Here is a 26,510-nt window from a genome sequence, read left to right as displayed (position 1 = left end):
CTCAACCGTTACCCCGGGAGGTATCAAAAAATGTGCTCTCTACACAAAGAAACGCCGCGGACGCCCGCCCCTACGAAAAAGTTCAGAATGAGCCGACATATCCAAAAAAGTGGGGATTTTTACTTCGGCACAACTGGGGAAATTTACTTCGGCATTGACAGTCGCTACCTACGAGAACAAATTCCCCAGGGCGGTCGCGTGCCTGGTCAAAGATCGCCCCGTGTTGCTGGCCTTCTACGACTTTCCGGCCGCCCACTGGCAACACATCCGCACCACTAACCCCATCGAATCAACGTTCGCCACGATCCGCCTGCGGACCCGCAAAACACGAAACTGCGTGAGTGCTCGCACCGGCCTCAGCCTGATGCATCAGCTCGCCATGAGCGCTCAGAAACGATGGCGAAGGCTACGTGGGTTCCGACAACTCGCCGATGTCGTCGCCGGCGTGACATTCGTCGACGGAATCGATCACAGAACCAGCAGCAGAAAAGCCGCCTGATTCAATCACGCCATACACCAGATTTGACAGTGTGGTTGTGTTACACCATGGCTGCAGGCAATCGAAATGGCCCACCCCTACTTTTTCATGGTTCGGAACACTAGCTTTACAAGATTCCACGCGCCTATGGCGGCTAGAACGTATATTGCAGTGAATACGATCACACGCTCAACCGTTACCCCGGGAGGTATCAAAATTGGATCCATATCCTAATTCCTAGTGCCAGCCGTGGCCTGCATACGTCTGAATATACCAGCGGCACGGGATACTATCCGCCCAAAACAGAATAGTAGCTAATAAGCAAACGGTCTGTATCCAATGCTCATCACGCCTTACTCCGCAAACGATATAACCATCAACATGAATTTCAAACCCCAGATAACCTGCATTTTCGGCAATATTCGCCGCTTCCACACCACCCACCGGAACCGATAAAGTTGCCGCCGCCGTTCCCCAGCCGCCGCCACACGAGTAACTATCATAGAATAGAGTTCCTTCATGCGCCTCCACTTGCGGAGGAAATAGCATTAGCGGGCTTATAAGTAGAATCACCGAGCATAGGCTTGCTGTGGCCCTAATAAAGTTCATTTTAAGTCGTTGCATCTCTACCCTCCAATACGCTCAAGCTTACAGTCCCCAAACTATATCATGTTAAATTATTTGAATCGTACAAGGCACTAGATTTGAGTAGGAGTGCCTCCGGTTTGATGGATACTTCCGTGCCCTATTCCGAGCATAGGAGAAAGTACCATGAGCAACCAAAGATACAGCCCTGAGTTCAAGGACGAGGCAGTCCGACAGGCTGCAAGGTTTATTCGAGAGGCGAGTTGTCGTCTATTCCACCTCTCGGCTCAAAGCTGGCGATCACGGTCGCAGGCGCATCCGTGGCGCGGCCACGCTCATCACGTGTACCTCGGTCGTCACGATCTCACCGATCTTCACGCGCTGTTCCCAGGCGATATGCGAGGTTCCGTCCATTGCCGTTGCAATCACGGGAAAACGGGAATTGCCTTCCGGCGTGGGCAGAACCATCGGTTTCGTAAACGTTTCGCCGTGATCGTAGGATTCCGCCATGTACAATCTGAAGGGACTCCTTCGCTCTTCACGGGAATGCCAGACAACGCGCACCACGCCGCTTGGAGTGACAGAGACGACTGGTGAGTCGCTAGAATTGGACGCAGGATGCAAATGCATCGCCGCTTCAAATTCGAGAGCGCCATTGTGTGAGCGGCTGAACCATACGCCGTGCTGTTCCGGCCCTTCTGAATAAGACACCGAATAGACGTAATTCTCGTTCACGGCCATGTCCAGTGGCTTCAGCGGGCAACCGCCGGTATACCAGGGGTCGAGGGGTACGCGCGCCAATTCGGGCCAAGTGGTGCCTTGGTCGGTGGAGCGCAGCACCACACTGTCTCGAGAGCCGTCGTCGAAGACATGTCTGTAGGAGACCAGAACGGCGTCGCTGACGAAATCCGCTACAAGCTGACAGCACGGGCAAACCACGCCGCGCGCAAATTCGATTTCCTTCGAGAAGCTATCGCCGCCGTCGCTAGAGACGGCCGTGAACAGCGTGGCGCCGTCGCTTACACCGTCCATGTATCGCGTATCCAGCCAGAAGGTGTGGACTGTTCCATCCGGGGCCACCGCCATGGTCCCAAAGGCGTGCGCGGCACCCAATTCCTCGCCCAGCAGCCCTCGCCCATCACGGTCCACGTGTGAATTCAGGGTAACGGGCGCGGAGAACGTGGCGCCCTTGTCGGCAGAATGCGTGTAGTGCGAAGCAATCACGTCCAGCCGGGTTTCGGACGACACGGCATTGGCGGGGTAAAAGATATGCACCGCTCCATGCAGATCCGTGCTGATGCGCGGCTTGCTTACCTGGAAGCCCCAGATTACACCGCTTTCCTGGTTCACGCGGGCCGGAGCAGTGAAGGAGGCGCCGCCATCGCCGGACCTGGATATCAGAAGATCCACCGAGGATCGATGGCTGTGTTCGCCGGGAGCGCGCTTGGGTGGCGGGCCTGTCGGCATGTCGCGGTCGAGCCAGACCACATACAACTCGCCGTCGTTGGAGACAGTGATTTCCGGACTGAAAGCCGCGCGGTTGACGTCCCCGAGCTTCTGCTGATGAAGGACTTCAACCTGGCTCCAAGCGAGCGAAGGCGCGAAAACAAGCGCTCCGAGCAAGGCCATAGCGCTGGTGTATGCTCTCAGTTTCATAGGACATAGCCTCCATGAAGATCAAATTGCCGCATCGCTATCTTACACCGCTTGGCCTGCAAGCGGCGGCAATGCTGTTGGCGCTGTCAGTCCTGGCGCTGTGGGGATTCCGGCTCGCGGCCGCGGACACCGATTTGCCGCAATCGCCCGGCAGCGGCGGAGTCCTGGATTTCATCTACGCCCGGGATTTGCCGCCCCTGCTTGAACGCCACCGAGGCAAGGTGGTGCTGGTGAATTTCTGGGCCACCTGGTGCGGCCCTTGTATTCACGAGATTCCCGCACTCCTTCACCTGCGCGAGAAGCTCGATCCGTCCCGATTTGCGCTCATTGCCATTTCGGTGGACGATCCGATGGATTCCAGTTGGCTGGTCACGGAGTTTATTGAGAACAGGTTTCCGCAATGGAACAGCTACTTAAGCGCAGAAGTTGAAGATTATCTGATGATAGAGGAACTAGATCCTCTTTGGTCGGGCGTGTTGCCGGCCAACTATCTCATCAATCCCGACGGCAAGCTGTCCAAGACGCTGCTCGGCGGGCACAGCGAGGAGCAGTTCGAGGCGGCGATACGCGCGGAGATGGCGCAGGCGGAGCGCGGGGCCGGTTAGATACAGACGATGTGAGGCCCTGCTCCTGCAGGAGTCAGCCGGTGACTCCCAGCCGCTTGTGCATGATGGGGCTGGTGGTCGTGTACTGCAAATGCACCTTTTTCCCCGGCTCCAATAGCTCCTTGGCGGCAAAAGCCGCCAGCGCCGCCTCATGGAATCCGCTCAGAATCAGTTTCTTCTTTCCGGGGTAAAAGCAGATGTCGCCTATGGCGAATATGCCCGGCACATTGGTCTGGAACTTTTCGGGATCCACATTCACGGTTTTGCGGTTCAGGTCCAATCCCCAGCCAGCGATCGGCCCCAGCTTCGGAGCCAAGCCGAAAAACGCCAGCAATTCATCGACTTCAAGCGGATCCTGCTCCGCACCTTCGACTGTTAGAGTCACAGCCTGCAGTGCGCGTTCGCGTAACTGCAGGCGCGTAGCGCGCGCGTTTTCGAACAGTTGCGCCCTGCCCTGCGCCACCAACTGCTTGAATTGCGCCACCGACGCCGGCGCCGCGCGATATTCGTTGCGCCTATGAGCAAGCGTAACGCTTTCTGCGACGCCGCTTAGCTCCAGTGCCCAATCCAAAGCCGAATCGCCGCCACCCAGAATCAGCAAACGCTTGCCGGCAAAGCGTGAAGAATCCTTGACACGATAGTGAAGTTGCCGGCCTTCTATGGTATCGGCCCCCTCCAGACGCAGCTTGCGCGGCTGAAACGAGCCCACGCCGCCTGCCAGAAACAAGGTGCGCGCCTGGAAATACTTTCCGGCGCCGGTTTCCACGCGAAACCCCTCCCCCGCTTCGAGCGGTTCCACCACAGTTACTTCTTCACCGAGATGGAATACCGGCTCAAACGGCGCGATCTGCTTCAACAGGGCATCCACCAATTCCTGAGCGCTGAGCACGGGAATGGCCGGAATGTCATAAATCGGCTTGTCCGGATAGAGCTCCGAGCACTGCCCGCCGGGCTCGCGCAGCGCATCCACAATATGGGCGCGTATGCCAAGCAAGCCCAATTCGAACGCCTGAAAAAGCCCGCAAGGGCCGGCGCCCACAATCAATGCATCGGTTCTCAGGGTCATGGCGTCCAGGCGGCGTTTTGCGGGCCGTATTCGCCGCGCAAGGCATTATAAGTGTCCGCCCACGGCGATAAACTTGCCTCATGCGAGACTCTTTCAGGCCGCTGATCCTGTTCGGCTGCGCCCTGCTGATTTTTACGGCCGGCTTCGGGCTGCGGGACCCGTGGCCGCCGAATGAGCCGGAAAACGTCCTGGCGGCATTGGAGATGCTCCGTTACGGCAACTGGCTTGCGCCGACGCTGGCGGGTGAGCCGTTCGCCGACCACGGGCCACTTTACGTATGGATTCTCGGCGTATTTCAGTGGCTGTTCGGATTGCGCGCCGGCTTCCTGCTGCCGTCGCTGTTGGCGGCTTTCGGCATCCTCTGGCTCACCTGGGACCTCGCCAAGCGGCTCTGGGGCGAGGACGCGGCCTTCTGGTCGGCTGCTGCACTGCTGGCCTGCGTGCAATTCTCCGTGCAGGCGCGCGCCGGGGGCGGCGACATCGTGTTGGGCCTTTTTGTCGCTCTTGGCTTCTACGGTCTGTCTTGCCACCTCCTGCTGGGACCTGCCTGGAGACACTTTTTGCTGGGCTGTGCCGGCTGCGGCCTGGGCCTGCTGATTCACGTTTCGGCTCTGCTTCCGCTGCTGCTCTTCCTGCCCTGGCTGTGGGCGCTGCGCCGGGGATGGAAAGTTCCGGCAATCGGTTGGGACTGGCGGTGGCTTGGGGGTCTCGCCGTCTTGGCGGTCATTCCAGGAGTGTGGCTGAGCCTGCTTTGGCTGTCGGACGCAGAGACGATCGCTCACTACCGCCTTGCCGTGCTCAAAGTCTGGCCCCTGGCGCTGGAACCCTCCTCCTGGAGCGATCTCAAACCATTCTGGTATTACCTCGTTCAGGTCGCACCCTGGGCGTGTTTCCCGCTGATCCTGACATTACCGTGGATGCGTTATGCCTGGCGGGACGGCCTGCGGCGGCAGGACAGCGCCCTCTTCTGCGTGTTTTGCTGGTCCGGCGCCGCGCTGCTGCTGCTTTCGGTCAGCCAGACCAAGCGCGCCGCCGATTTCTTGCCGCTCATTCCGGCGCTGGCGCTGGCCTGCGGCCCTGCCCTGGGTCGCGCGCTGCAGCATCGCAGTTGCCGCCGCGCTCTGTGGCTCGGCATGATGACAACGCTTTCGGTGCTGCTGTTCGCCATGTTGCGGGTCTATGGAGTGACGCCGGCGGATCAGCCCGACGTGACTTCCCTTTCCGATGGTTCGCCGTTCTGGTTCAACCTCCTGTACCCGGAGCGCCTGGCCTTGCTGCTCACCATCAATTCGATTCATCCGGTTGTTGTGCCGCTTTTGATCGTCGCTAGCGCGGCGGGGCTGGCCGGACTCCTGGCGGCGGGCAGCCGTAGAGTCGCCGCAGTGACCGGATGCGTCATCTTGACCTTCTGGTTGCTGCTCGGCTGGGGCGCCTTCTCGGTCCTGAACGAAGGCCGGTCGGGCAAGACGATTACAGCCGCTGCGCAGACCGTGTTGCCGGCGGAGGCCGAACTGGGGATGGCCGATTGGCGCGCGCAACTGGTGCTGCACATCGACCGCCCCATAACCCACTTCGGGCGGCGCAGGGCGGATCGCAGGCAGGAAATCCTTGATGCCGCCACTTGGCTGAATGCGGCTCCCGGCAGACTGCTGCTGGCGCCAGCGCAGTACAGAACCTGGTGTTTCAGGAATGGCGCCGGCGTTCCGCTTGGCTATGCGCACCGGCGCAACTGGTTTCTCCTGGAAGCCGAAATGCTGCGTCCGGAATGCCGCACAGAGGCCGCCCCGAAACGGGTCATCCGCTTCGCAGGCTGGAGAAACAGCGAACGCTCGGATCCTTGATCAAAGGCAGCCCAACAACGTTTGGGCAGGAGCGTTTGCGCTGCCGGCATGCGCCCTGATGCGGTCCGCGAGCAGGGTTCCCTCGCGGCCTTCCAGGGCGATTCCGGTCTCCCGCCGGCCGCCCTGGGCGCGATTCTCGGCGCCTATCCACGCTACCCTGCCCGCCACGCTGCACGTGGCTCCGTCCGGCAATTGCACAAGCAACACCACTTCCTCGCCGAGCGTGTGCTCCCGACGGGCAAGCACCCAGAGGCCGCCGGGCGCCAGGAACGAAATCCAGGCCCGCGCCATCGCGTTCGAATCCTCCAGCACCAGCGAGTAAAACGCTGGAGCCTTCATCTGCGCGCGCAGAACCCGCCGAACCAGCTCTCCAGCAGCACAGTCATGGCCAACTCCGCGTTGGCGCTGAAGTGTTCGGAACGGCGGCATTCCACGATGGCGTCCAGGTGAGCGAAGCTGCGGCTGATCATCGCCCGCCGCGAGTCTTCGGGCAAGCGCAAAAATCTCTGCCTGTAAGCACTATTCTCGTTTTCCGGCGATATCCAATCCCGAACACGCCGGTATGCGCAGCGAAACAGGAAATCGCAACCGAATCGCATCGGCACGTCCTTCCAACTGCGCGCCACCTCGGCCGGAGTCGCGCTGCGTTTCTCCAGCGCCGCCAGCTGGCCGCTCATGGCGCGAGCGCGCTCATCAAGCCCTTGCGCATGCAATTCCTGTGCCCACAGGGGGCCGCCACCGGCAAGTCGCATGGCATTGCGCCAATCCACGTCCTTGGACTGCTGCGCAAGCCAGTCCAGCGCCGCATCCTGAGGCACCGCCGGCGTCTTTGCCAGGCGGCAGCGGCTGATGATGGTGGCAGGCAGCGGCTGCGTGTACTCGGCCACCAGCAGCAGGTAACTGTTGGGTCGCGGTTCTTCGAGAATCTTCAGCAGGCTGTTCGCCGCGCTGCGACGCATCGATTCCGCCGGGAAAATCACGGCGACCCGCGCGCCGCTGCCGTAGGCGCTCATCAGCATGAACTCGATCAATTCGCGGATGCGGTCCACCGGCAGAGACTTGCCCTCCTCCGGCACGGCGGGATGCAGGTTCGGGTGCAATGTGGTGTCCGGCGCGGAATCCGCCGGCCACACGGCGCGCTTGCTGTTCAGGATGCGTTGTGCAAGCCATGCCGCCAGGCGCCGCCTGCCGGTTCCACGCTCTCCGTGTATCAGCAAGGCGTGAGGCAACTGCGCTGAGCGGATCAATGCGTCCAGCTCCGATTCCAGCCCAGTCAGCCACGGCAGGCCGGTCTCGCCGCCGCTAGCCATCGTGGGTGTCATCCAAGTTACGCACCGCTGCCAGTAGCGCGCTGCGCACATCCGCCAGCGGCCTGGCGGCGTCCACAACGAGATAGCGCGCGCCGCCCGCCGCCGCCCGCTGCAGGTAGCCAGAACGCACCCGTTCGAAGAACTCCAGGTCTTCGCGTTCGAATCGATCCTTGTCGCCCGGCGCCGATTTGCGCTTCAGGCCCAACTCGGGTGGCGCATCCAGCACCACGGTCAGGTCCGGTTTGCATTTACCCACGATCCACTCGTCAAGCACTTGCACTTGCGCCACGGGAAGCCCGCGTCCGTATGCCTGGTAGGCGTAACTGGAGTCCACGAAGCGATCGCACACCACCCAGGCACCGCGCTCCAAGGCCGGCGCAATGACTTCCCTTATGGCAGCGCTGCGGGCGGCGAACATCAGCAGCAGCTCGGCCTGGGGCGGCATAGCGGCGATGCCGGGATCCAGCAATATGGCCCGCAGCCGCTCGCCAAGCGCCGTCCCGCCCGGTTCTCTCGCTGCAACAACCTCGTGGCCGCTCTGCTTGAGCCAATCCGCCAGGTAGGCCGCATGTGTGGACTTGCCGGTTCCCTCCATGCCCTCCAATACTATGAATCGGCCCACTTTCACGTTAAGCGCGGATCAGAGCCGTTTCGGCATTACACCGCATTACTTGCATGCTCTTGTGTGCAATTCATGGCTGGCGGCGCAGGGCGCGCTGCGTTCGCACCAGCGAAGCCACTGCCGCGTTGTGCTCGGCGAGGGTATCGGAAAACACGTGACTTCCGTCCAGCGCGGCGGAAGCCGCGTAGTAGAGGTAACTGCCTGACCGCGGTTTTGCCGCCGCCCGCAGCGATTCTTCACCGGGCAGCGAGATGGGCGTGGGCGGCAGTCCGTGGCGGGTATAGGTGTTGTAGGGGGTGTCGCCGCGCAGGTGCGCGCGAGTAATGTTGCCCGCATACGCGGCGCCCAGGCCATAGATCACGGTGGGATCCACCTGCAGGCGCATGTTCTGCTCAAGCCTGCGGGTCAGTACGCCGGCAACGACCGGCCGCTCGGCGTCCAGCGCTGTTTCGCGCTCCACAATGGAAGCAAGGATCAGCACTTCGTACGGGTCGGCAAGCGGCAAGCCGGGAGAACGTTCCGTCCACGCGGCAAGCAATTTGTCTTCCATCATGGCGTGGGCGCGCAGCAGCACTTCGGCGTCGGTCTCTCCCCGCGTGTAGGCGTAGGTATCGGGAAAAAACAGCCCCTCGGCGTGCGCATATCCGAGGTTCATTTCGCAGGCCAGCTCCTCAGGGTTGCTCGATTTTAACGTCTGGGCCAGCAAATCTTCGGCGCTCAGCGCGCGCAGCAACTCGCTTACCGTCCAGCCCTCGACGATCGTGAAGTAGTGTTGCACGACTTCACCGCGCATCATGCGTTCCAGGAGCGCGCGATGCGTGTCGCCGAAGCGGATCCGGTACTCGCCGGCTTGAATCCGGCCGGCCGCTCCGCGTAGGAAAGCGGCCAGCTTGAACAACCCAGGCCGCTCAACAATTTCGCTTTCGGCAAGATTGCTGGCAACGGCGCCGAACGAATCGCCGGCTTCGACGATCACGATGCGCTCGACAGAGTCTGGCGCCAGCGGGCTGCCCAAGGCGAGTCGGGCAATAAACAGGCCCGCCGCAGCAAGCAGCGCCAGCACCGAGGCGGCGGCTGCCAGGTGGGCGCGCCCGGTCATCAAACCCGGCGGAATATCAGGGAGCCGTTGGTTCCACCAAAGCCGAACGAGTTGCTCAAGGCTGCGCCGACTTGCATTTTGCGCGCCGTGTGGGGAACGAAATCCAGGTCGCAACCCGCGTCCGGATTATCGAGGTTGATGGTGGGTGGGACCACGCCGTCGCGGATTGCCAGAATGCAGTAGAGCGCCTCCAGCGCACCTGCCGCACCGAGCAAGTGTCCGGTCATCGACTTCGTGGAGCTTACGGCGACGCGCTCTGCGTGAGAGCCAAATACACCCTTGATGGCAGTTGCTTCTACCCGGTCGCCCAGCGGCGTGGATGTGGCGTGCGCGTTGATGTAGTCGATATCTTCGGGATTCAGTTCCGCATCCGCCAGCGCGTTTCGCATGCAGGATGCGGCGCCGGCGCCGTCCTCAGCCGGTGCGGTAATGTGGTAGGCGTCGCTGCTCATGCCGAAACCGGCAAGCTCGGCGAGAATATCGGCGCCGCGGCGCCTTGCCTGTTCGTATTCCTCAAGCATCAGGCACACGCCCCCGCTGGCGAGCACGAAACCGTCCCGATCGCGGTCCCAAGGCCGGCTGGCGCCTTGCGGGTCGTCGTTGCGCAAGGACAAAGCCCGCGCCGAAGAAAAACCGCCTATGCCGAGATACGCGATGCAATGCTCGGCGCCACCGGCCAGACAGGCGTCGGTTTCGCCGTAGGCAATGGAGCGGGCGCCGAGGCCGATGGAATGCGTGGATGTGGAACAAGCCGTCGCCACGGCGATGTTTGGTCCGCGCGCGCCGGTCTGAATAGACAGCAGTCCGGCGGGCATGTTCACGATGATGCCCGGCACGAGAAATGGCGAGATACGCCTGGGATTGTTCTGTTCGCTGTAACGGTGATAGGCGCTCTCAATGGTGCGAATGCCGCCTATGCCCGAACCGAGGTAGATGCTCACCCGGTCCGCATTCGATTCATCAATCGTCAGCCCCGAAGATTGCAGTGCCTGCATACCTGCCGCGATCCCGTAGTGGTTGAAGGCATCGAAGCGCCGCACCTCGCGTCGGTCCATGTATTCGCTGGGATCGAAGTCCCGCACCAGACCCGCAATTCGCGACGGAAAATTGCCTATGTCCGGCAATTCCTCATGCAGTTCGATGCCGCTCTTGCCGTCCACTACCGACTGCCAGGCGGATTGGGGGTCGTTGCCCACCGGCGTGATCGCGCCGGCGCCCGTTACTACTACGCGGCGACCTTTCATGTCAGGGTAAGGGCCCGGCCGTCAGGCCGGTTGCACCGCTCCGGCTATTCCTCAAGGCGTGAAGTTATGAAGTCGATTGCTTCCTGAACCGTGGTGATTTGCTCGGCGTTCTCGTCGGGTATCTCGGTTTCGAACTCTTCTTCCAGGGCCATGACCAACTCTACGGTATCCAGCGAATCAGCGCCCAGGTCATCCACGAACGACGACTCGTTGGTGATGCTCGATTCGGAAACGCCAAGTTGCTCGGCGATGATTGCCTTGATCTGTTGTTCTACATTGCTCATGAGTCCAGGTCCCCCAAGTGCCGGGCGAATCCAGCGGAAATTCGACAGGCGCGTATTTTACCGGAATAAGCGCTTTGGGAAACGCTTAGCCCATCCATAATCCGCCGTTGACGTGCAGGGTAGCGCCAGTGATGTAGGCCGCCGCCGGAGAGGCCAGAAACACGGCTGCGCCGGCCACGTCCAGCGGGGTTCCGGCCCGCCCGGCGGGAATGCCCTCGATTACGGCGTCGCGTCGCGCCGCAGTCATGCCGGCCGTCATGTCCGTTTCGATGTAGCCCGGCGCAATGGCGTTTACCGTGATGCCCCGCCCGGCCAATTCCAGCGCCAGAGCGCGCGTAAACCCAAGCAATCCTGCCTTGGCGGCTGCGTAGTTGCCCTGCCCCGCAGCGCCAGCGGACGCGACCAATGACGATACATTGATGATGCGGCCGCGGCGCGCCTTCAGCATCCCGCGCATGCAAGCCTTGCAAAGCCGATAAGCGGAGCCGAGGTTGGTATCGATTACCGCCCGCCAATCTTCCGGTTTCATGCGCAGCAGCAGATTATCGCGCGCAATGCCGGCATTGTTCACCAATATTCCGGGCGCGCGTCCTGACAACTCGGCCATCAGCGCGTCAATGCTCTCCTCCGACCTTACGTCGAGGACTTTCCCCGCGTCCGGATTGCCCAGGCGTTCCCCGATTTTGCTGGCGCCCTCGGCTGTGGTCGCAGTGCCCACGACTTCGGCTCCGGCTATCGAGAGCTGGCGCGCGATTTCCGCCCCTATGCCTCGCGTGGCCCCAGTTACGAGCGCGGTTTCGCCGCTAAGCGAGAACAGGTTGGAGTTGCCGGCCACGCGCGAAAATTATAGGCGATAGCGTCTTGTATCTCGCTCTGGCATGATGGTCTCAGATTGCCGAACCAAGTGATTATGCTCCGCATGCAACCAGGATCAACTTCGCGCCGTTGTTCCGGCGACGGGCCCCGCCAGTTCCTTCTCAAGGCGTTGACCCGCTTCCTGCGCCTCCGCCCGGCGCGCGGCGCCGAAGATCAGCGGCCGCTGCAGGAACGCGGGTTCACGCTCATGGAAATCCTGGTGGTTCTGGCCATCATCGGCATCCTGGCGTCGATCGCGACGGGGGTTTACGTGAGCAGGGTCGATGATGCGCGAATTACCCGCGCCCGCGCAGATATTCAGGCGATAGAGGCGGGTCTGGATATATTCAGGCTCGACAACTTTCGCTACCCGAGCGACGCCGAGGGTTTGCGGGCGCTGGTCGAGCGTCCCGACGATCCCGATGTGCGCTGGCCGCAAGGCGGCTACATGCGGCGCCTGCCGCTGGATCCCTGGAACCGTCCCTATCTCTACCGCAATCCGGGGCGCAACGGCGAGGTGGATGTCTATACGCTGGGTCGCGACGGCGAGGAAGGGGGCGAGGGGCAGGATCGAGACATAGGCAACTGGAATCTCGATCAGCGTTCGTGATTGCCATGGCGCAATCGGCAAGTCGGACGCGCGGCTTCACGCTGATCGAAATTCTTGTCGTCCTGGCGCTGATCGGACTGCTGGCCGGCATGGCGGTGCTGTCGCTAGGCGCCTCCGGCAGCGGCGTGGAGCGGGAAGCGCGAAGGTTGGCTGCCACCTTGCGTCTGGCGGTGGATGAAAGCCGCCTGCAGGGCCGGGTCCTGGGTCTGCGATTCGATGCGCGCGGTTACTCGTATCACGAATTGCTGCCGATCGCTGCTGCTTCCCGTTCCGCATCGCCACTGGGGCTTGCATGGCAACCGCTGGCAGAGAAAGGCGCGCTGGCGCCGCGCGCCTGGCCGCGTCAGCTTGCCTTCGAACTGACCATAAACGGCCGCGCGGCAGTCAGCCGGCTGCCGCATCCTGCCTTACCGCCCCAGATAGTCCTGCTTCCGGAAGGCGAATTCACGCCGTTTGCGCTGCGGCTGGAAAGTGCGCAGGAAGAAGGCGCCATGGTGGAATTCGGCGGGGCCGGCATGCTGCAGATCAGGCGGCCATGAAAAAGGGATTTACGCTCGTCGAGGTGTTGGTTGCTCTGGCGGTTGTGGCGCTTGGCGTAAGCGCCGTGTTCACGTCGCTGGGACAGTCGGCCCGTTCAGCCGAGCAGTTGCGTGTGCGGGCGCTGGCAAACTGGGCTGCGGCGGACGCGCTGACCGCGCTGAGGCTGGCGAATGGCACTCCGCGGTCAGGGAGCGAGCGGTGGGAGGAAATTGCCGGCCGGGTGTGGTGGGTCGAATACGCAGTGCAGGATTCGGGATTCGCTTCCTTGCGCGACGTGGAAGTGCGTGTCGCAACGGAACGTGACGCCGGCCCGTTGGCTTCGGCTCGCGGTATGGTGCGGCTGGTCGAACCGGTACGGCCGGACGCGGGCGCGGACTCCGAAGATGCAGCAGCAACCGGGGAACCGAATTGATCGCCGCTAGCGGCACCGGCCGCGATATCGGCTTCACCCTGATCGAGCTGCTGGTGGCGCTCGCGATATTCGCGGTCATGGCTACTTTGTCCTTCGGCAGCTTGGGACAGGCAGTGGCGCAATCCGAAAGGCTGGATGCATCACAGCAGCGCTGGTCGGTGCTGCAGCGCGCTGTGCGTGTGATCGAGAACGACCTGGCGCAACTGCGCGCGCGCCCTGTGCGCAATATCCTGGGACAGGATTACGAGCCCGCTCTGGATGCGTCCGCAACGGCTCTTACCTTGTCGCGCGGCGGCTGGCTCAACCCGGCGTTTGCGCCGCGCGCCGAGCTGCAGCGAGTGCGCTACCGCCTCGTGGACGACCGTCTGCTGAGGGAGCATTGGCCGGTACTTGACCCGATTGCGGCCACCCAGCCCAGCGGCGAAGTGTTGCTCGCCGGTGTGCGCCGATTCCGGGTTGAGTTCCTGCCTGCGCGCGGGTTGGGCGTTGATAGCTGGATGGAATTGTGGCCTCCGTCCGGCGAAGCCGCCGCAGATACCCTGCCCGTGGGCGTGCGGTTCACTCTGGAAATCGCGGGTTCGGCGCAGGTTACCCGGCTTGTCGAGGTGGGCACATGACTTTCGCGCGCAATCAAAGCGGTTTGGCGCTTGTTTCCGCGTTGCTGGTAGTGAGCCTGGCAGGTGTGCTCGGCGCGGGGCGCATGTTCATGCTGCAAGTCGAAAGCCAGTCGTCGCAAGCACTGATCGCGAATGCGCGCGCGCGCCTGATGGCGCTAGGTATCGAAGAGTTGGCCGCGGAGTTGCTGTTTGCCGACGCCAACGAGAGCGCCACCGATCACCTCGGCGAGAGCTGGGCGCAGGGTATAGTCGAGAACGGTCCCGGCCTTGCGGGCTTTCAGGGCGCGGTGGAGGACATGCAGGGCCGCTTCAATGTCAACAACCTGGTTACTTTTCAGGGCACGGCAGACATGATCGCGGTAGGACAGTTTCAGCGCTTGCTGCGCGTTCTGCAGCTTGACGAGACACTGGCGTTCAAAGCCTTGGATTGGATGGACGCTGACAATCTTCCGCAGCCGCTGGGCGGAGCGGAGGACGAGGCTTACACGCGCCTTGATCCGCCTTACCAGGCGCCTAATCGGCCGCTGGAAGACGTATCCGAACTGCTGGCGGTGGAAGGGTTCGACGCGGCCGTATGGAGTGTCCTGGCGCCCTATGTGTCCGCACTGCCGGCGCGCGGTGCGCCCACTCCGATCAACTTGAATACCGCCCCCGAAGCGGTGTTGCTGTCGCTTGCGGACGATCTGGACCCGGTGGAACTGCGGTTCTGGCTGGACTGGCAGCAAAACGGGGGTATTCCCGATCTCAGCGAAGCGCAGCGCGCGCTGCCCTCGAACATGGCGAGCCGCGTCGCGCTGGCCAGCGATTGGTTTCAGATGCGCCTGGCCGTAAACACCGATGGCGCGTGGTTCTTTCTGACCAGCCTTCTCGATCGTAGCTCCGGGACAGTTCGCCCACGTTGGCGCCGCCAAGGCATTCCGGCGGAAGCCTGGCTGCCGCAAGTAACGCAACAACGCACGGAACGCTGATGGAACACCTGGTCGTGCGTCTTGCCGGTGCAAACGGGTTGGCCTCGTGGCAGGTCGTCGATGCACACGGCGCGCCGCTGCCGCACAGCGGGGCTGGAGAACTGGAGCAGGCCGCCGCCCTGGCCGAACGACGCAAGGTAGTGCTGTTGCTGCCGGCCGGCGAGGTATTTCGCGATCGTATGGAACTGCCCGAACGCGGCAAAAAGGCCGCCGCTCGAGGCGCGCTCTATGCGCTGGAGAATCGCATCGCCGGCGACATCGACGACCTGCACTTCGCAACCGGGCCGATTTCCGGCGAACAACTCGAAGTGGCGGCAATTGAACGCAAGACGTTCGCCGAGTGGTTGCGCCGGAGCCGCGAGGCGGGTCTGAATCCCGATTTGGTCTGCAGCGAGGGTGACGCGCTGCCCGGTGTGCCCAACGGCGCAGTTGCGCTCCTGGAACAGAAGAAGTTGCTGTTGCGCAACGGCGCGGGAGAGTTGGTTGCAGCGGAACCTTCGGAGCTTTCGGGATTGGTCGATATTCTGTGTGCCGAACATGCCGGCGAGGACGCTGTTCCGTTTCGGTTGCTGATCTACTGCGAGCCGGCCCTCGAGCCTACGGTTCGTAAGGCCATGGCCAAGTTGACCGGGCGCGAGGCCGAGCTTCGGCTGCTGCCGCAAGGCGTAATGACGCAGTTGGCGGCGGAAGCCTTGTCGGGCGATGTCGTGGACTTGTTGCAGGGGGAATTTCGCCGTCGCGGTGGAGACCGCCAGTGGATGCGGTATAGCGTCCTGAGCGCGCTAGCCATTGCCCTGCTCTACCCTGTTCTCCTGGGGCTGGACGGGTGGCGCGCCGAATCCCGCTACCAGGCGCTTGCCGAGTCGGTCGATGTGCGCCTTGCTCAGATGATGCCGGACGTTTCCGATAGCGCTAACCTGCGCACGGAGTTCCGCCAGCGCAGTGCAACGTCGGATTTGAACGCTGCCGCCCGCGGCGATGACTTCCTGCGCTTGATCAGCGTGCTGGAGCGCAGCGTGGGCGAACGCATGCAGGTGCTGGGGCTGGATTTCGGCCGCGGTTCAGCCAGCGCGCAGGTCCGTGCCGCAGACATGAACACGCTCGAAAACATGCGCCGTGGCATGGGCGCTGCAGGATATTCGGCACTCATCCAAACCGCGGCGCCGGAACCAAACGGCGTACTCGTGGCGGAATTAGAGATTCGCGATGACCGCGCCCGCTGAATTCCTGCGCTCCCACTGGGCAGCGCGAGCACCGCGCGAGCGCGTGTTGCTCGGTGTCTTGGCCGCCGCGCTTGCCGGCGCGCTTTGGTTCTTTTTGCTCGTGGACCCGCTGGCGCGTCGCGCTGAAAACTTCGAGGACATGCTGGCCGCGGAACAAGTTTTGCTGCAAAGAGTTGATGCTCTGCGCGCGCGCGTAGTGACACTGCCGGCGACGCGAACGCGATCGGATACCTCCCTGCTGCTGGCGGCGAACCGAGCCTTGCAGGCGGCGGGATTGAGCGAATATCTGGAGGAGAGCAACGCCGACGGCGAGCGCCGGGTGCGGCTGCGGCTCAAGGATGCCCCTTTTCCTCAGGTAAGCGCCTGGCTAACCGAAATGGCGACCCGCGAGGGCGCACACACCATAAACGCGGTAATCGCGCCGACCGGCACACCCGGCCTGACTCAAGTAAACCTGGTCCTGGAACGCCCAAACTAAGCGGGTGCAGGTCGCCAAGCGGCGGCGCGTGGCGCTAACTCGCTCTGACGCGGCGCGGCGGATCATGGTTTGATTTCGCGGAAGGCGCGGTGCCAGGGGAAGTAGAGGGCGGTGCGGATGGGGCGCGTCTCGCGCGCGCGCATCGCGCGACGGTAGCGTTCGAGTTGCGGTGCATGGCGCCGTTCTTCCTCGTCCAGGAAGGCTTGCAGATTTCCTCCTTCGTGGCGGGAAGTCTTGTAGTCCACAATCCAGCGCTCGCCGTCGAATAGGAAGCTGCGGTCGAGGATCAAACTGATGGTACGACCGTCTTCGCGCAGCGAAAGCGGCAGCTCGCTGGCGGCTTCCTCGTGGGCCTCCAGCGTCCAGCGGCCTCTTTCGTCCTGCAGGGTATTGCTTAGCGCGGTTTCGACATCAATGGCCAGCGCGTCCAGTTCTTCGCCGGGAATGCCGTGGAACCGCAGTATCCGGCAAGTGCGCGGACGCAATGACGCCAGCCGCTCCTGCGAGTAGGCCTGCGGCCCTTCGGTGGCGATCTCCTGCAGCCAGCGATGCACGGCAAGGCCCAGCACACGCGCTCTTTCGCCGGCCCAAACATAAGACGGCGAGCGGGTTTCGTCCGAGGCAGGCGCGATCATGGGCGCGGGCGGTTCGGACGGCATCCATTCAGCCGGCACACGCCGAATTCGCGGATTCACCAATCCTCTTTCTTGTCCGCTTGCGGCCCGTGGCGGCAAGTCGCCGGGAGATTTGTCGCGGAACAAGTCCGTCAGGGCCTCTTTGAGATCGGCGGCCATGGTTCCCTTCCGGGGTTCGAACTTTCCGGGGCCTTCGGAGTCCTCTTTTCGCTCAAGGCCAACCAGCAGATGCAGGCGGCGGCGCGCGCGCGTGGCCGCTACGTAGAGGAGCCGCTTGCGCTCGCCGGCTTCTCTGGCTTCTTCCAATCCTTTCAGATAGTTATAGACCGGAACCGTGTTGTTGCTTGTTTTTGCTGGCGGCACGGCGAGCAGCGCCGAGAGGCCCTGCTCTCTGTCTTCACCGGGCGGCAGGTGCCACCAGCGCAGCAGTGAGCCCGATCCGCCCACTGTATGGCGGCCGAGTCCCGGCAGGATCACAGTGTCGAACTCCAGCCCCTTGGCCTTGTGCATGGTCAGTATCTGAACGCGCGCTCCCGTTTCAGGGTTATTCACGTATTCCTCTGCCAAGGCGAGCGTCCGATGCACGGCGTTATCGATGAGGCTCCCCTGGCTGACTTTCTCCAGGCTGTCGAGAAATTCCCCCGCATGACGCAGCGACTGCGGATCAGGATTGCCCGCGGGGCCGCCCAGCGCCAACCAGGCTCCTTCCACCCAACTGCGAAAATCGAGCTGCCCCTTGAGCCGCATCGCCCGCTCCAGTGCCGGAATAATCCGCCCCAGGCGCAGGCGTCCATCGTCACTGAGGCGCCCAACCCGCTTCGGGTCGCGCAGTAGGTCCCAGATCGCATCTCCGGGGGCGTCATGGCAGAGCAAGTGCAGATCCTGAAGCGACAGGCCGCACCATGGCGCCCGTAATATCGCCAGCCAAGCAATTCGGTCGGAAAGCTGCGCCAACGCGCGCGCCAGTGCAGCCAGGTCCTGCACCACGCTGAAGCGTTTCCGCAGGTCGAATTCGGTTCGGCTGACGGCAAGGCCGGTCTGCTTGCTCAGCGCATGGCTCACGTCTTCGCCATGCGTACGACTGCGCACCAGGATGCCGATGGTTTCGTCCGGATGGCGCTTCAGTGTCTTTTCGACGATCTTCTTGACAATCGCCGCTTCTGATTCGCGATCGCTCTTGCGGAAGTAGTGCAGGCTGGCGCTTCCGCTGTCCGGCTCCTGAGTGGTCGCAGGCCGGCAGGGCGTATAGGACACCTCGCCCATCGCGGCGTCGTCCGCGGCCGGAAATACCTTCGGAAAAATCGCATTGAACCAGTCCACCAACTGGGCCGTGGAGCGGAAATTCACGCTAAGCCGCAGCAGCTCGGGGCGCAACGCGCCCAGGCCCTGCTCGCATACCCGCAGGTAGCCGCGCACATCGGCTTCCCGGAATCCGTATACCGACTGCATCGGATCGCCCACCAGGAATACCGTGCGGCCGTCGTCAGGCTGCCATTCCTGGATCATCCGCTCCAGCAGGTTGAGTTGGGTGCGCGAAGTGTCCTGGAATTCGTCCACCAGGATGTGACGCAGCCGCGCGTCCAGCCGCTCGGCCAACAGCGAGGGCCGGCCACCCTGCCCCAGAGCCTTGAGCGCCGCCTGGCTGACTTCCGAGTAGTCGGTTTCCCGACGCTCTGCAAACAGCACTTTCAATTGCGCGAACGCGCTTCGCAGCACGCGCAGCATGCAATCGACCAGGGCAACGTCCTGCGCTTCGCAGACTGGCCTCTCCAAGGTCCGGATGCGGCACAGCCGCCCGCGAAATTCGCTGGAATCGCGTAGCGCCTGATCGAGTTGTGCGCTCGGCCCGTCCTGGAAACGCTTTCGCCACCCATCTTTATTCTTCAGCAGAAGCGCAGCGGCAGCCCGCTTCCATCCGGGCAGCGCATCGGGGTCGGCGGGATCTGTCGCTTCGCCAGTCGCCGCCCAGCGCTCGGCAAACAGCTCTATGAACTCGCCGCGGCAGGTCCCAAGGCATTCCAGCATTCGCCCCGTTTCGCGCGCCACCAGGCGCCGCAGCGCCTTATCCAGGGATTCGGCCTGCCCGCCGGCGGGCAGAAGCGGCAGCCATTGCTCCCTTTTTCCCAGCATCTCCGCTATCGCCTTGGTGAACTCCCTCCCCTTGCCATCCAGGTGGCGAAGCACGGCTTGCACATCCTCGTCTCCGTTGCGGATGCCGTCTTGGAGCAACCGCCGCGCTGCCATTACGTATAGCGGCTTTGCGTCGGCGCTCAGCGTTCCTAGCGCCCCGCCGCCGCTGGATAACGGCGCCCCCACCGCCACCCAGTTCCCCAGCGAGTCGATGGTAACGATGCGCAAGCGCGCCGGATTGTCCGGCAGGTCCCAGCCGCGCTCGCGCGACCGCTCCAGCACCCTGCGCGCCAGCTTGAGGCTAAGCTCGCGGTGCGGCGCTGCGCTGTCGGCATTGCCGGATTCGGCCTCGCGCAAGCTGCGGACAACCCGTTCGCGCATTTCAGCGGCCGCCTTGCGGGTAAACGTAATGGCCAGCACGGCGTCGGGTTCGTTTTCCTGGCCCAGGAGGCGCAGATAGCGCTGCACGAGTATCTCGGTTTTGCCCGACCCGGCGGGCGCCTGCACGATGAATGAGCGCCGCGGATTCAGCGCCTGATCGCGAATCGCCTGGTCCGCCGGCGCCGTCACGCGCGCTCCAGTTCGTGGATGCGGCTCAATACCTGGTATTGCCCGCGCGCGGCATCATCGTTTCGAAATACCTCTATGCGCGCGTCCCCCCCGCACAATGCGCGCGCCGCCTCCCGCAATGCGTTGCGCCAGCCGTTCAACAATTCGTTCCAGCTTCCGCAATGCTTCAGTTTGCACTGCTTGTCCAGGGGTCTGAGCTTTGGCATCTGCTCTTCCCCCGGAATCGAAGCGCGCGGATTGGATACGCCGACCAGGCTTGTCTCTTTTGGGCTCAGCAGCGCGTAGCCGACCGCAGCCACACCGGGTGTGACAAGTGCGTAGGCCGGCAACTGACTGGAAAGCAGGCGCTGAGGGTCAAGCTTCGTGAACGGCGGTGTCTTCCCGGTCTTGTAGTCGAGCACCATGGGCCCGGCTTCGGCTGTTGCTGCGTCCACCCGGTCGAGCCGCATCCGCAAGGTAAGAGGACCCAAGTTCAGCTCTTCCGATTCTTCCAGTCTCGCGACCCTGAAATCGCCCCGCTGCAGGTCGATCTGCGCCCAATCGAGCGCTAGTTGCACGGCTCGTTCACGTTCCAGGCGCAACAAACCCAGCACCAGGGGCCGCAGACCGCGCGGTTCATGCTTGGGAATTTCAGCCGCCCATTCCGCCAGTTGCGCTGCGAGATCGGGCAGTGCGGCGCACAGCGTCTCCGCATCGCCGCACTCCGTGAACAGCCGGCGCATCAGTCTGTGTGCGATATCGCCGCGCACCAGCGGACTGATTCCGTCCTGGGGCATTGGATATTCCTCGGCATGCAGCCGATGCTCGGCAAACGCGCGAAACGGATTTGCAAGCTGTTGGTCCATGAGCCGCGTGCCACCGCTGATTTCCTCGTCGGGCGCCAGGGGCGGTGCGGGATCGTGCTCAAGAGCTTTCAGGGCCGTGCTGACGCGCAGCGCCTCGGCATACGTTGGTGCGGCTGTATCGGCTTCATTGGCGCGTTCGTTCAGGGGGAACGGCGCAACAAGCGGGCTACAGCTATTTTCCTCACCCCGCTCCCCCACTCTCGACCAACTGAAAATCACTTCCTCGGCCGCGTGAACGAGCGCTTCGGTTTGGCGGCGGGCCTGCTCCAGCGCTGCCTGCGCGCTCGCTTTGGGCATATTCAGGCGTCTTTGCAGGCGCAGCGGAATCAAGGCCTGGGGCGCTGCCGCGCATGGCCACAAGTTCGCGCGCGCTCCCGCCACCCACAAGCGCTCGAAGTGCATTCCCGCGGCTTCGTCCACCGACAGCAGCTCTACGGCTTCGTCGGGGCCTTGCGGCTGGAACTTGCGCTCGCGCCCCATCGCGCGCAAACGGGACAGCGCGGCCGACAGCGCGATCGGCGCTGAGGTAACCGCATCGCAGGCGCCGAACTCGGACAACAGCCGCGTGAAGGCCTCCACCGCCTGCTGTTCGCTGCTCACGAGGGTTCGCTGGCCCGGCCAGCCCAGCCTGCGAAGAAAGGTCATGAATGACGCGGCCCAGTTGCGGTGCGAGTGCATCCTGCCCTTCCCTCGAGTCTCCCGCGCTGTCTTGAGGGCACGCCGCAGCGCTTCGGCCAGGAGCGGCGTGGCCGTGATTGCGCTGGCCATAAACTGCGTACGCGCCATTTCACTGCCTACCAGCGTTTCCCGCAGGCGGCGCTCAAGCTGGGCGCGGGCGCCAGCCTCGTTGTCCGAGCCTGCCAGGTATGCACCGCGCAATATCCGGCTCAGCGTCTCGAATTCGATCACGGCGGGCAACAGGCAAAGGGCGTCGAGCGCCATTTCCACGGGTCCTGCATGATCTAACGATGGCGCGGCAGCGGAATTCAGCGGCGCATCTTGCGGAAACCCCCGCATTTGCCAGGCCGGCTGCATGCAATCGAGCAGCGTCCGGCGCGCCTGGGCCGCGCGTTCTGAAAAATCGATCAGGACCAGCGCGGCATCGCCTTGCGCGGTCCAGCTTGCCGCGGCCTGCAATTCCGCATCGGCGGTTTCGTATGCGGCCCGCCCGATACTGCCTGCCTGCCCTGCGCGCGGGCCATGTTGAACGGCAACACCCGCCGAGCGAACGCAATCCAGCAGTTGTTCTGGCGGCGGCGGCAGAGGTGTATCGAATCCAAGCAGGAATACAGGCCCTCGCGGCGCAATCGCGCCGCTCAACAGGTCAGTCGTAAGCAGCGTGGGCAGTGCGGCAGGCTCCAGCCAGTTTCCGGACTTGCGCAATTCTTCGAAGCGGGCCACCCACCGCGCGAACCGGTGCTCATCCTCGCCCTCGGCTTCGCTCCGCAAGCGTTCCAGACTCAATCCGTATTCCAGCGCAAGATTCCAGCTCCCGCGCGCCAATTCGGCGTTCTGTTCCCGGTCGAAACCGGCCACTGCGTCCTGATCAAGCGCCTGTTCCCAGAGCATCAGCGAGCCGTGCGAAGAAAGCAGGGTTAATTCGCCCGCCTGCCCACCGCCCAGCAGCGACTCCTCCCAGAGCTGGCGCATCCATTCGTGCCAGGACAGCACGGCCGGGCGTCGCCAGACGCTGGCCCCGGATGCGCGCCGCCAGCGGCCGTAGCGGAAGCGCATGCGCCTGGCCAGTCTGGAAGTTGCGGTAACGGCCAAAGCGCCGGTGCGCAGCGCCGGAAACAACTCCTGTTCGAGACTCTGTGAGTAGGACCGTGTATTCAAGTCGTCAATGCGAGCAATGCAGCCCGGAATATTGCACCAAACGGCAAACCGCAAGCCAGGACTGACTGGCGAGGATGCCAACTGCCGCTTTTTTCTCCATCTCAAAGGTTAAGCTACGCTCGCGCGCATGCTGATGCGCACAAGACCAATGGAATACCCGCTACTCCTGGAACCCATTACTCTCGCCGGCCGCGTGGTTCGCAACCGCGTGGTGCATGCGTCGATGAGCACCCGCTACGCGCGCAATCAGGATATCCACCCGCGCATGGTCCGCTACCACTCCAACCGCGCCGAGGGCGGCGTGGGAATGATCGTGACCGAACCCCTGAATGTGCTGCCCTGGCAGCAACGCTCGCATCGCCCCTCGCTGGTAAAGCGTGGCAGCGCTTCGGCATTGGCGCGCTGGGCGGAAAGCGTTGAAGGCAGGGATTGCCGTTTGCTCGGCCAGTTTCAGGATTCCGGACGCGGACACCGCGAGTCGGGGCGCTCGCAGCAGGCCTGGGCGCCCTCGGCTCTTCCCGACGACCTCAGTTGGACGATGCCGCGCGCAATGCCGCGCCACCGCATACACCAAGCTATCGAGCACTTCGGCATAGGCGCCCGGCGCCTTGAGGAAGCGGGATTCAGCGGCGTGGAGCTATCGTCAGGCCACGGACATCTATTTCACCAATTCCTGTCGCCGGCAGCCAATATCAGGGACGACGAATACGGGGGAGATCTGGACGGGAGAACCCGCCTGATAAGGGAACTAATAGAAATAATAACAAGTGTCTGTAAGAGTAATTTCATAATAGGTGTGAAGTTACCAGGAAGCGATGGAATACCCGGAGGCATTGATGATGCCGAATCCGCGCGCATTACCGCGCGGCTGGCGAAACACGGCGGGTTCCATTACCTGGTCTATTGCGACGGATCGCATTCCAATACGCTGGAAACGCATATCCCCGACATGAGCTACCCGCGCGCTCCGTATATCGAACGACATGCGGAAATCGCCGCCAACGCCCCGGGGACTCCGCTCATGGCTCTGGGGCTAATCACCGATCCGGCGGAAGCCGAGGGCATTCTCGCGGCCGGCAAGGCCCAAATGATCGCCATGGGCCGCCCGCTGGTCACGGACGCGGCCTGGGTGAACAAGGCCGCGGCAGGCCGGCAGTCGGAAATCCGCTATTGCGTCTCCTGCAACACCTGCTGGGCCACGATCGTGGAGCGCCGCCCGATCGCCTGCGACAACAATCCACGCCTGGGCCAGCGCGACGAGGTCGATTACTGGCCGAAGCCAGCGCGCCGCAAGCGGAGTGTGGTGGTGGTGGGCGCCGGTCCTGCCGGTCTGGAAACCGCTTGGGTTGCGGCCGCCCGCGGTCACCGCGTGGATGTCTATGGCGCCTCCGGACAACCCGGTGGCAAGGCTTGGCTGCACGCACAGCTTCCCGGCGGCGAAAACGTCAGCAGCGTTTACGACTACCAGGAAATGGCCGCGCGCAAGGCCGACGCTCGACTGCACGTGGGTTTCCGGGCGGGAATCGAAGACATCTTGCAGCATTCGCCCGACATCGTGGTACTGGCCGGCGGCGCCACCATGTTGTGGCCTGCCCATTGGCCTTCGGAATGGCGCGATTTCGTGTTCGACATACGCGAGGTCAGCCGAGAAATGCTCGAACGTCCGGAACAACTGATCGAAGGCGCCGCGGTGTTGTGGGATCAGGACCACACCCTGGGCACCTATGCGGCCGCCGAACTACTGGCGCAGCGATTCAAGCGGCTGGTGATCGTGACGCCGCGGGAGCGGCTGGCCAGCGATGTCGGCCTGGTCACGCGCCAGGGCATCTACAAGCGCCTTTACGCCCTGCCCAATGTCGAAGTGGTTACGCTTTCTGACATTGCTGCCGAATCCGCGCTGGATGAGGGGCGAGTGCGTTGCCGCAACGTTCTGAACGGCGCAATCCGCGAAATCGACGATCTGGCCTTGCTGACCTGGTCCGGCAGCCGCGCGCCCAATGACGAACTGGCCGCGCCGCTACGCGCGCAAGGCGTTGAAGTGGCCAGCGTGGGCGACTGCGACATGCCCCGCACCCTGCTCGCCGCCACCGCCGACGGCCACACCCTGGGCCGCTCCCTCTAATCCGTAGGCTTGCCTTCTCCGACGCTCCGGTGTCCATGCTCATCGGAGGCAACGGCAAAGCGCCAAGCCACGCTGTCGCGTAGCTCGATGCAGCCGTGCAGGCGTGGTGGGGGTTACATGAAGGGGCGGACTATGGTGTTGGACTCCATGTAGCAGTAGGACATCATCCAGTAGAGGTTGATGCCGATGCGTTCGGCGCCAGGCTCGGTGAAGACGTAGCCGTGGGACTTGATCTCATCTCCCATGTATTCCAGCACGTAGAGCACCAGCACGTCGCGGGTGAAGACGTCGTTGTAGTTGTTCAGCGGCCAATCGACGTTCGATAGCCGGATGCCGATCACTCTGCCATCGGAATGGGTGATGCGGGCGCCGCCGCCGCGGTCATGCACCTGGAGATTGTCGTAGCGCCGATATTCCTCGTCGCGCCCGCCGCTAACGCCCGGAATGTCGATGTAGCAGCTCATCATGCGCGCCGCGTGCAGCTTGTAGGTCCCGCCCGGATGGTTGCGTCCGCCTGGCGTATCCAGCCAAAGCTGCTGTTCTCCGAGCAGCGATTCGCCGGCCCAGGCTGTACACTCGCCTTCTGCCTGCCCGCGGAATTGCGCTGCTTCGCGGGTCCAGAACACCACGCAGTCCGGTGGGTTCTCCGGCCTGGCGGTGACGCCGGCACCTTCGCGCAACGGCTCCAGGTCGTCCACCGGCTGGTTCCAGACCTCCATACGCGTCGCGCTGCGTTCGTTGTCCGGTGACAAGGCCAAGGCGCCCGCACGCGTGAGCTGCGAATAGTCGCCGCCGGCGAATTCACGAAATGCCAGCAGCATCGAATCGGGGCCGCCGACACGTTCCACGCGCAGTTCGATGCGGTCATGGCGTTCGTCTTCCGGATAGCCGATGCGGCGGTCGAAGTACACCTGGTTGTAGTTGTCATAGACGCGCGCCAGCAACTCCGCAATCACGAGCGCGTTGCGCTCAGTGGGCGTGGAGTCCTCGCCCTGAGCCAGCGTCGGACTCGCCGCCAGCATCCACGCCATTCCCGCCAGCGCGGGCAGCACGCAGCGATAGCGCGCGAAACAGCCTCCAGCCCTTGCGGCCCGCGCAATGCTGTCCTGCTTCCTGATTTCCGGCTCAACCATGTTCAATCTCCAGGTTCATCAGCTCGTAGTAGGTCATCATGTAGCCATACACGGCGCCGCGCAGAAAAATGTAATGCCCGTCGGCGGTGCACCAGACATCGTATTTCGGGTGTTCGTTGGGCAAACCCACGTTTTCGCCGAAACGGAAGTGCAAGGCGTCGAATTCCCCTGCTCCCACCGTGATCCGCTCCTTGCCCACGTATTCGATGGCCGGCGAAATGCTGTGCAGCATCGGCCCGGTAGCGCCGCGGTGGTCGGGCGAGGACAACAGAAGTTGCGGGAATTTCTGAACGCCCGGCCCCTTGTCGAGGTCGAACATGCTCAACACCCAGGCATCGCAGATGATGGCGTGATCGACGAAGGCGCGGGGCCGTTCGATCAGGCTCATCTTCTGCGACACGCGGCCTTCCACAGCCGTCCAGGTTTCGCATTCGGCCTCATCCTCGCCAAACCGGAACCAGCCGCTGCCCATGAAGCGGTCGCCCACCGAAATGCGCACGAAGCAATCGAGCGGATACCAGTTTTCGTCCAGCGTCAAGGCCACATTGCGCATCACGCTGGGGCGGTCGTCGATCTCGCTCTGCGCCATGCAAGTGCGGTGGCCGTCGGAATGCACGGTAATGGTGAACCGTTCCCGGCCTCGTTCCTGGTCCATGCGGTCCGGTTTCTTGCTCAGATAGGCAATACGGCCGTGATAGTTCACATGGTCAACTTGAAGAATGTCGCTCATTCGGTGTCCTCCCGTT

At 63.1% G+C, this 26,510-nt stretch carries 24 protein-coding genes and 1 pseudogene; 11 read left to right on the top strand and 14 right to left on the bottom strand.

Features of this window, described 5'->3' with window-relative positions; all coding sequences use genetic code 11:
• Positions 1-160: 160 nt before the first annotated feature.
• Positions 161-499 (top strand): annotated as a pseudogene (locus tag ACWCOO_RS05995) (transposase); the annotation flags it as partial.
• 216 nt (positions 500-715) lie between these two features.
• Here the strand turns inward: ACWCOO_RS05995 and ACWCOO_RS05990 are convergent.
• Together ACWCOO_RS05990 and ACWCOO_RS05985 are read right to left on the bottom strand one after the other, a co-directional pair.
• On the bottom strand, positions 716-1,102 hold the full coding sequence (locus ACWCOO_RS05990) for a hypothetical protein (protein ID WP_446830091.1): 387 nt from the start codon (positions 1,100-1,102) through the stop codon (positions 716-718).
• A gap of 261 nt (positions 1,103-1,363) precedes the next feature.
• Positions 1,364-2,719 (bottom strand): sialidase family protein, encoded by a 1,356-nt coding sequence (locus tag ACWCOO_RS05985; protein ID WP_446830090.1) that lies wholly within the window; start codon positions 2,717-2,719, stop codon positions 1,364-1,366.
• Between the two features lie 14 nt (positions 2,720-2,733).
• Between ACWCOO_RS05985 and ACWCOO_RS05980 the strand changes: the two genes are divergently transcribed.
• Positions 2,734-3,324: a TlpA family protein disulfide reductase gene (locus ACWCOO_RS05980; RefSeq protein ID WP_446830089.1), complete on the top strand. Its 591-nt coding sequence runs from the start codon at positions 2,734-2,736 to the stop codon at positions 3,322-3,324.
• A gap of 34 nt (positions 3,325-3,358) precedes the next feature.
• Here ACWCOO_RS05980 and ACWCOO_RS05975 read toward each other — a convergent pair whose 3' ends face one another.
• Entirely contained in the window at positions 3,359-4,390 is a 1,032-nt protein-coding gene (locus ACWCOO_RS05975; RefSeq protein WP_446830088.1) for an NAD(P)/FAD-dependent oxidoreductase, read from the bottom strand.
• Between the two features lie 80 nt (positions 4,391-4,470).
• Here ACWCOO_RS05975 and ACWCOO_RS05970 point away from each other — a divergent pair, with 80 nt between their 5' ends.
• The gene (locus tag ACWCOO_RS05970) at positions 4,471-6,231 is read left to right on the top strand and encodes an ArnT family glycosyltransferase (protein ID WP_446830087.1); all 1,761 of its coding nucleotides are present in this window, start codon (positions 4,471-4,473) and stop codon (positions 6,229-6,231) included.
• Here ACWCOO_RS05970 and ACWCOO_RS05965 read toward each other — a convergent pair whose 3' ends face one another.
• The 7 genes from ACWCOO_RS05965 to fabG form a co-directional block, all read right to left on the bottom strand.
• Positions 6,232-6,570: a hypothetical protein gene (locus ACWCOO_RS05965; protein ID WP_446830086.1), complete on the bottom strand. Its 339-nt coding sequence runs from the start codon at positions 6,568-6,570 to the stop codon at positions 6,232-6,234.
• The gene (locus ACWCOO_RS05960; protein WP_446830085.1) at positions 6,567-7,541 is read right to left on the bottom strand and encodes a hypothetical protein; all 975 of its coding nucleotides are present in this window, start codon (positions 7,539-7,541) and stop codon (positions 6,567-6,569) included. The genes ACWCOO_RS05965 and ACWCOO_RS05960 overlap by 4 nt, the downstream gene beginning before the upstream one ends.
• Positions 7,534-8,136, bottom strand: a complete 603-nt coding sequence (gene tmk / locus ACWCOO_RS05955) for a dTMP kinase (RefSeq protein ID WP_446832009.1) — start codon at positions 8,134-8,136, stop codon at positions 7,534-7,536. The genes ACWCOO_RS05960 and tmk overlap by 8 nt, the downstream gene beginning before the upstream one ends.
• Positions 8,137-8,233: 97 nt before the next feature.
• Positions 8,234-9,262 (bottom strand): endolytic transglycosylase MltG, encoded by a 1,029-nt coding sequence (mltG, locus tag ACWCOO_RS05950; protein WP_446830084.1) that lies wholly within the window; start codon positions 9,260-9,262, stop codon positions 8,234-8,236.
• Positions 9,262-10,506, bottom strand: coding sequence for a beta-ketoacyl-ACP synthase II (fabF, locus tag ACWCOO_RS05945; protein WP_446830083.1), 1,245 nt, complete (start codon positions 10,504-10,506; stop codon positions 9,262-9,264). The genes mltG and fabF overlap by 1 nt, the downstream gene beginning before the upstream one ends.
• A 44-nt stretch (positions 10,507-10,550) precedes the next feature.
• A complete protein-coding gene (gene acpP, locus ACWCOO_RS05940; protein ID WP_446830082.1) occupies positions 10,551-10,790 on the bottom strand; it encodes an acyl carrier protein in 240 nt (79 codons plus the stop codon).
• A gap of 85 nt (positions 10,791-10,875) precedes the next feature.
• Entirely contained in the window at positions 10,876-11,625 is a 750-nt protein-coding gene (fabG, locus tag ACWCOO_RS05935; RefSeq protein ID WP_446830081.1) for a 3-oxoacyl-ACP reductase FabG, read from the bottom strand.
• A gap of 228 nt (positions 11,626-11,853) precedes the next feature.
• On the opposite strand from fabG, the gene gspG reads away from it, so the two are divergent.
• Genes gspG through gspM form a run of 7 tightly spaced genes read left to right on the top strand, consistent with a single transcriptional unit; the run spans position 11,854 to position 16,493 of the window.
• Positions 11,854-12,255: a type II secretion system major pseudopilin GspG gene (gene gspG / locus ACWCOO_RS05930; RefSeq protein ID WP_446832008.1), complete on the top strand. Its 402-nt coding sequence runs from the start codon at positions 11,854-11,856 to the stop codon at positions 12,253-12,255.
• 5 nt (positions 12,256-12,260) lie between these two features.
• Entirely contained in the window at positions 12,261-12,794 is a 534-nt protein-coding gene (gene gspH, locus ACWCOO_RS05925) for a type II secretion system minor pseudopilin GspH (protein WP_446830080.1), read from the top strand.
• Positions 12,791-13,207, top strand: a complete 417-nt coding sequence (gene gspI / locus ACWCOO_RS05920) for a type II secretion system minor pseudopilin GspI (RefSeq protein ID WP_446830079.1) — start codon at positions 12,791-12,793, stop codon at positions 13,205-13,207. The genes gspH and gspI overlap by 4 nt, the downstream gene beginning before the upstream one ends.
• Positions 13,204-13,824, top strand: coding sequence for a type II secretion system minor pseudopilin GspJ (gene gspJ / locus ACWCOO_RS05915; protein ID WP_446830078.1), 621 nt, complete (start codon positions 13,204-13,206; stop codon positions 13,822-13,824). The genes gspI and gspJ overlap by 4 nt, the downstream gene beginning before the upstream one ends.
• Complete coding sequence (gene gspK / locus ACWCOO_RS05910) at positions 13,821-14,792, top strand: type II secretion system minor pseudopilin GspK (RefSeq protein ID WP_446830077.1); 972 nt, start codon at positions 13,821-13,823, stop codon at positions 14,790-14,792. Before gspJ ends, gspK begins: the two co-directional genes overlap by 4 nt.
• Positions 14,792-16,015: a type II secretion system protein GspL gene (gene gspL / locus ACWCOO_RS05905; protein ID WP_446830076.1), complete on the top strand. Its 1,224-nt coding sequence runs from the start codon at positions 14,792-14,794 to the stop codon at positions 16,013-16,015. Before gspK ends, gspL begins: the two co-directional genes overlap by 1 nt.
• Positions 15,999-16,493: a type II secretion system protein GspM gene (gene gspM / locus ACWCOO_RS05900; RefSeq protein WP_446830075.1), complete on the top strand. Its 495-nt coding sequence runs from the start codon at positions 15,999-16,001 to the stop codon at positions 16,491-16,493. Before gspL ends, gspM begins: the two co-directional genes overlap by 17 nt.
• A gap of 62 nt (positions 16,494-16,555) precedes the next feature.
• On the opposite strand, the gene ACWCOO_RS05895 is transcribed toward gspM, so the two are convergent.
• Entirely contained in the window at positions 16,556-19,828 is a 3,273-nt protein-coding gene (locus tag ACWCOO_RS05895) for a UvrD-helicase domain-containing protein (RefSeq protein ID WP_446830074.1), read from the bottom strand.
• On the bottom strand, positions 19,825-22,509 hold the full coding sequence (locus ACWCOO_RS05890) for a PD-(D/E)XK nuclease family protein (RefSeq protein WP_446830073.1): 2,685 nt from the start codon (positions 22,507-22,509) through the stop codon (positions 19,825-19,827). Before ACWCOO_RS05890 ends, ACWCOO_RS05895 begins: the two co-directional genes overlap by 4 nt.
• A 127-nt stretch (positions 22,510-22,636) precedes the next feature.
• Here ACWCOO_RS05890 and ACWCOO_RS05885 point away from each other — a divergent pair, with 127 nt between their 5' ends.
• Entirely contained in the window at positions 22,637-24,631 is a 1,995-nt protein-coding gene (locus ACWCOO_RS05885) for an oxidoreductase (protein WP_446830072.1), read from the top strand.
• 113 nt (positions 24,632-24,744) lie between these two features.
• Here ACWCOO_RS05885 and ACWCOO_RS05880 read toward each other — a convergent pair whose 3' ends face one another.
• Both ACWCOO_RS05880 and ACWCOO_RS05875 read right to left on the bottom strand, forming a co-directional pair.
• Positions 24,745-25,764 (bottom strand): hypothetical protein, encoded by a 1,020-nt coding sequence (locus ACWCOO_RS05880; protein ID WP_446830071.1) that lies wholly within the window; start codon positions 25,762-25,764, stop codon positions 24,745-24,747.
• Complete coding sequence (locus tag ACWCOO_RS05875; RefSeq protein WP_446830070.1) at positions 25,757-26,494, bottom strand: hypothetical protein; 738 nt, start codon at positions 26,492-26,494, stop codon at positions 25,757-25,759. The genes ACWCOO_RS05880 and ACWCOO_RS05875 overlap by 8 nt, the downstream gene beginning before the upstream one ends.
• Positions 26,495-26,510 lie beyond the last annotated feature (16 nt).

This window comes from Candidatus Foliamicus sp. (assembly GCF_965221325.1).
In the GTDB taxonomy this organism is placed as follows: Bacteria; Pseudomonadota; Gammaproteobacteria; order Steroidobacterales; family Foliamicaceae; genus Foliamicus.
Note: the sequence above shows the minus strand (reverse complement) of the source record. Positions and strands in the feature narration are given on the sequence as shown.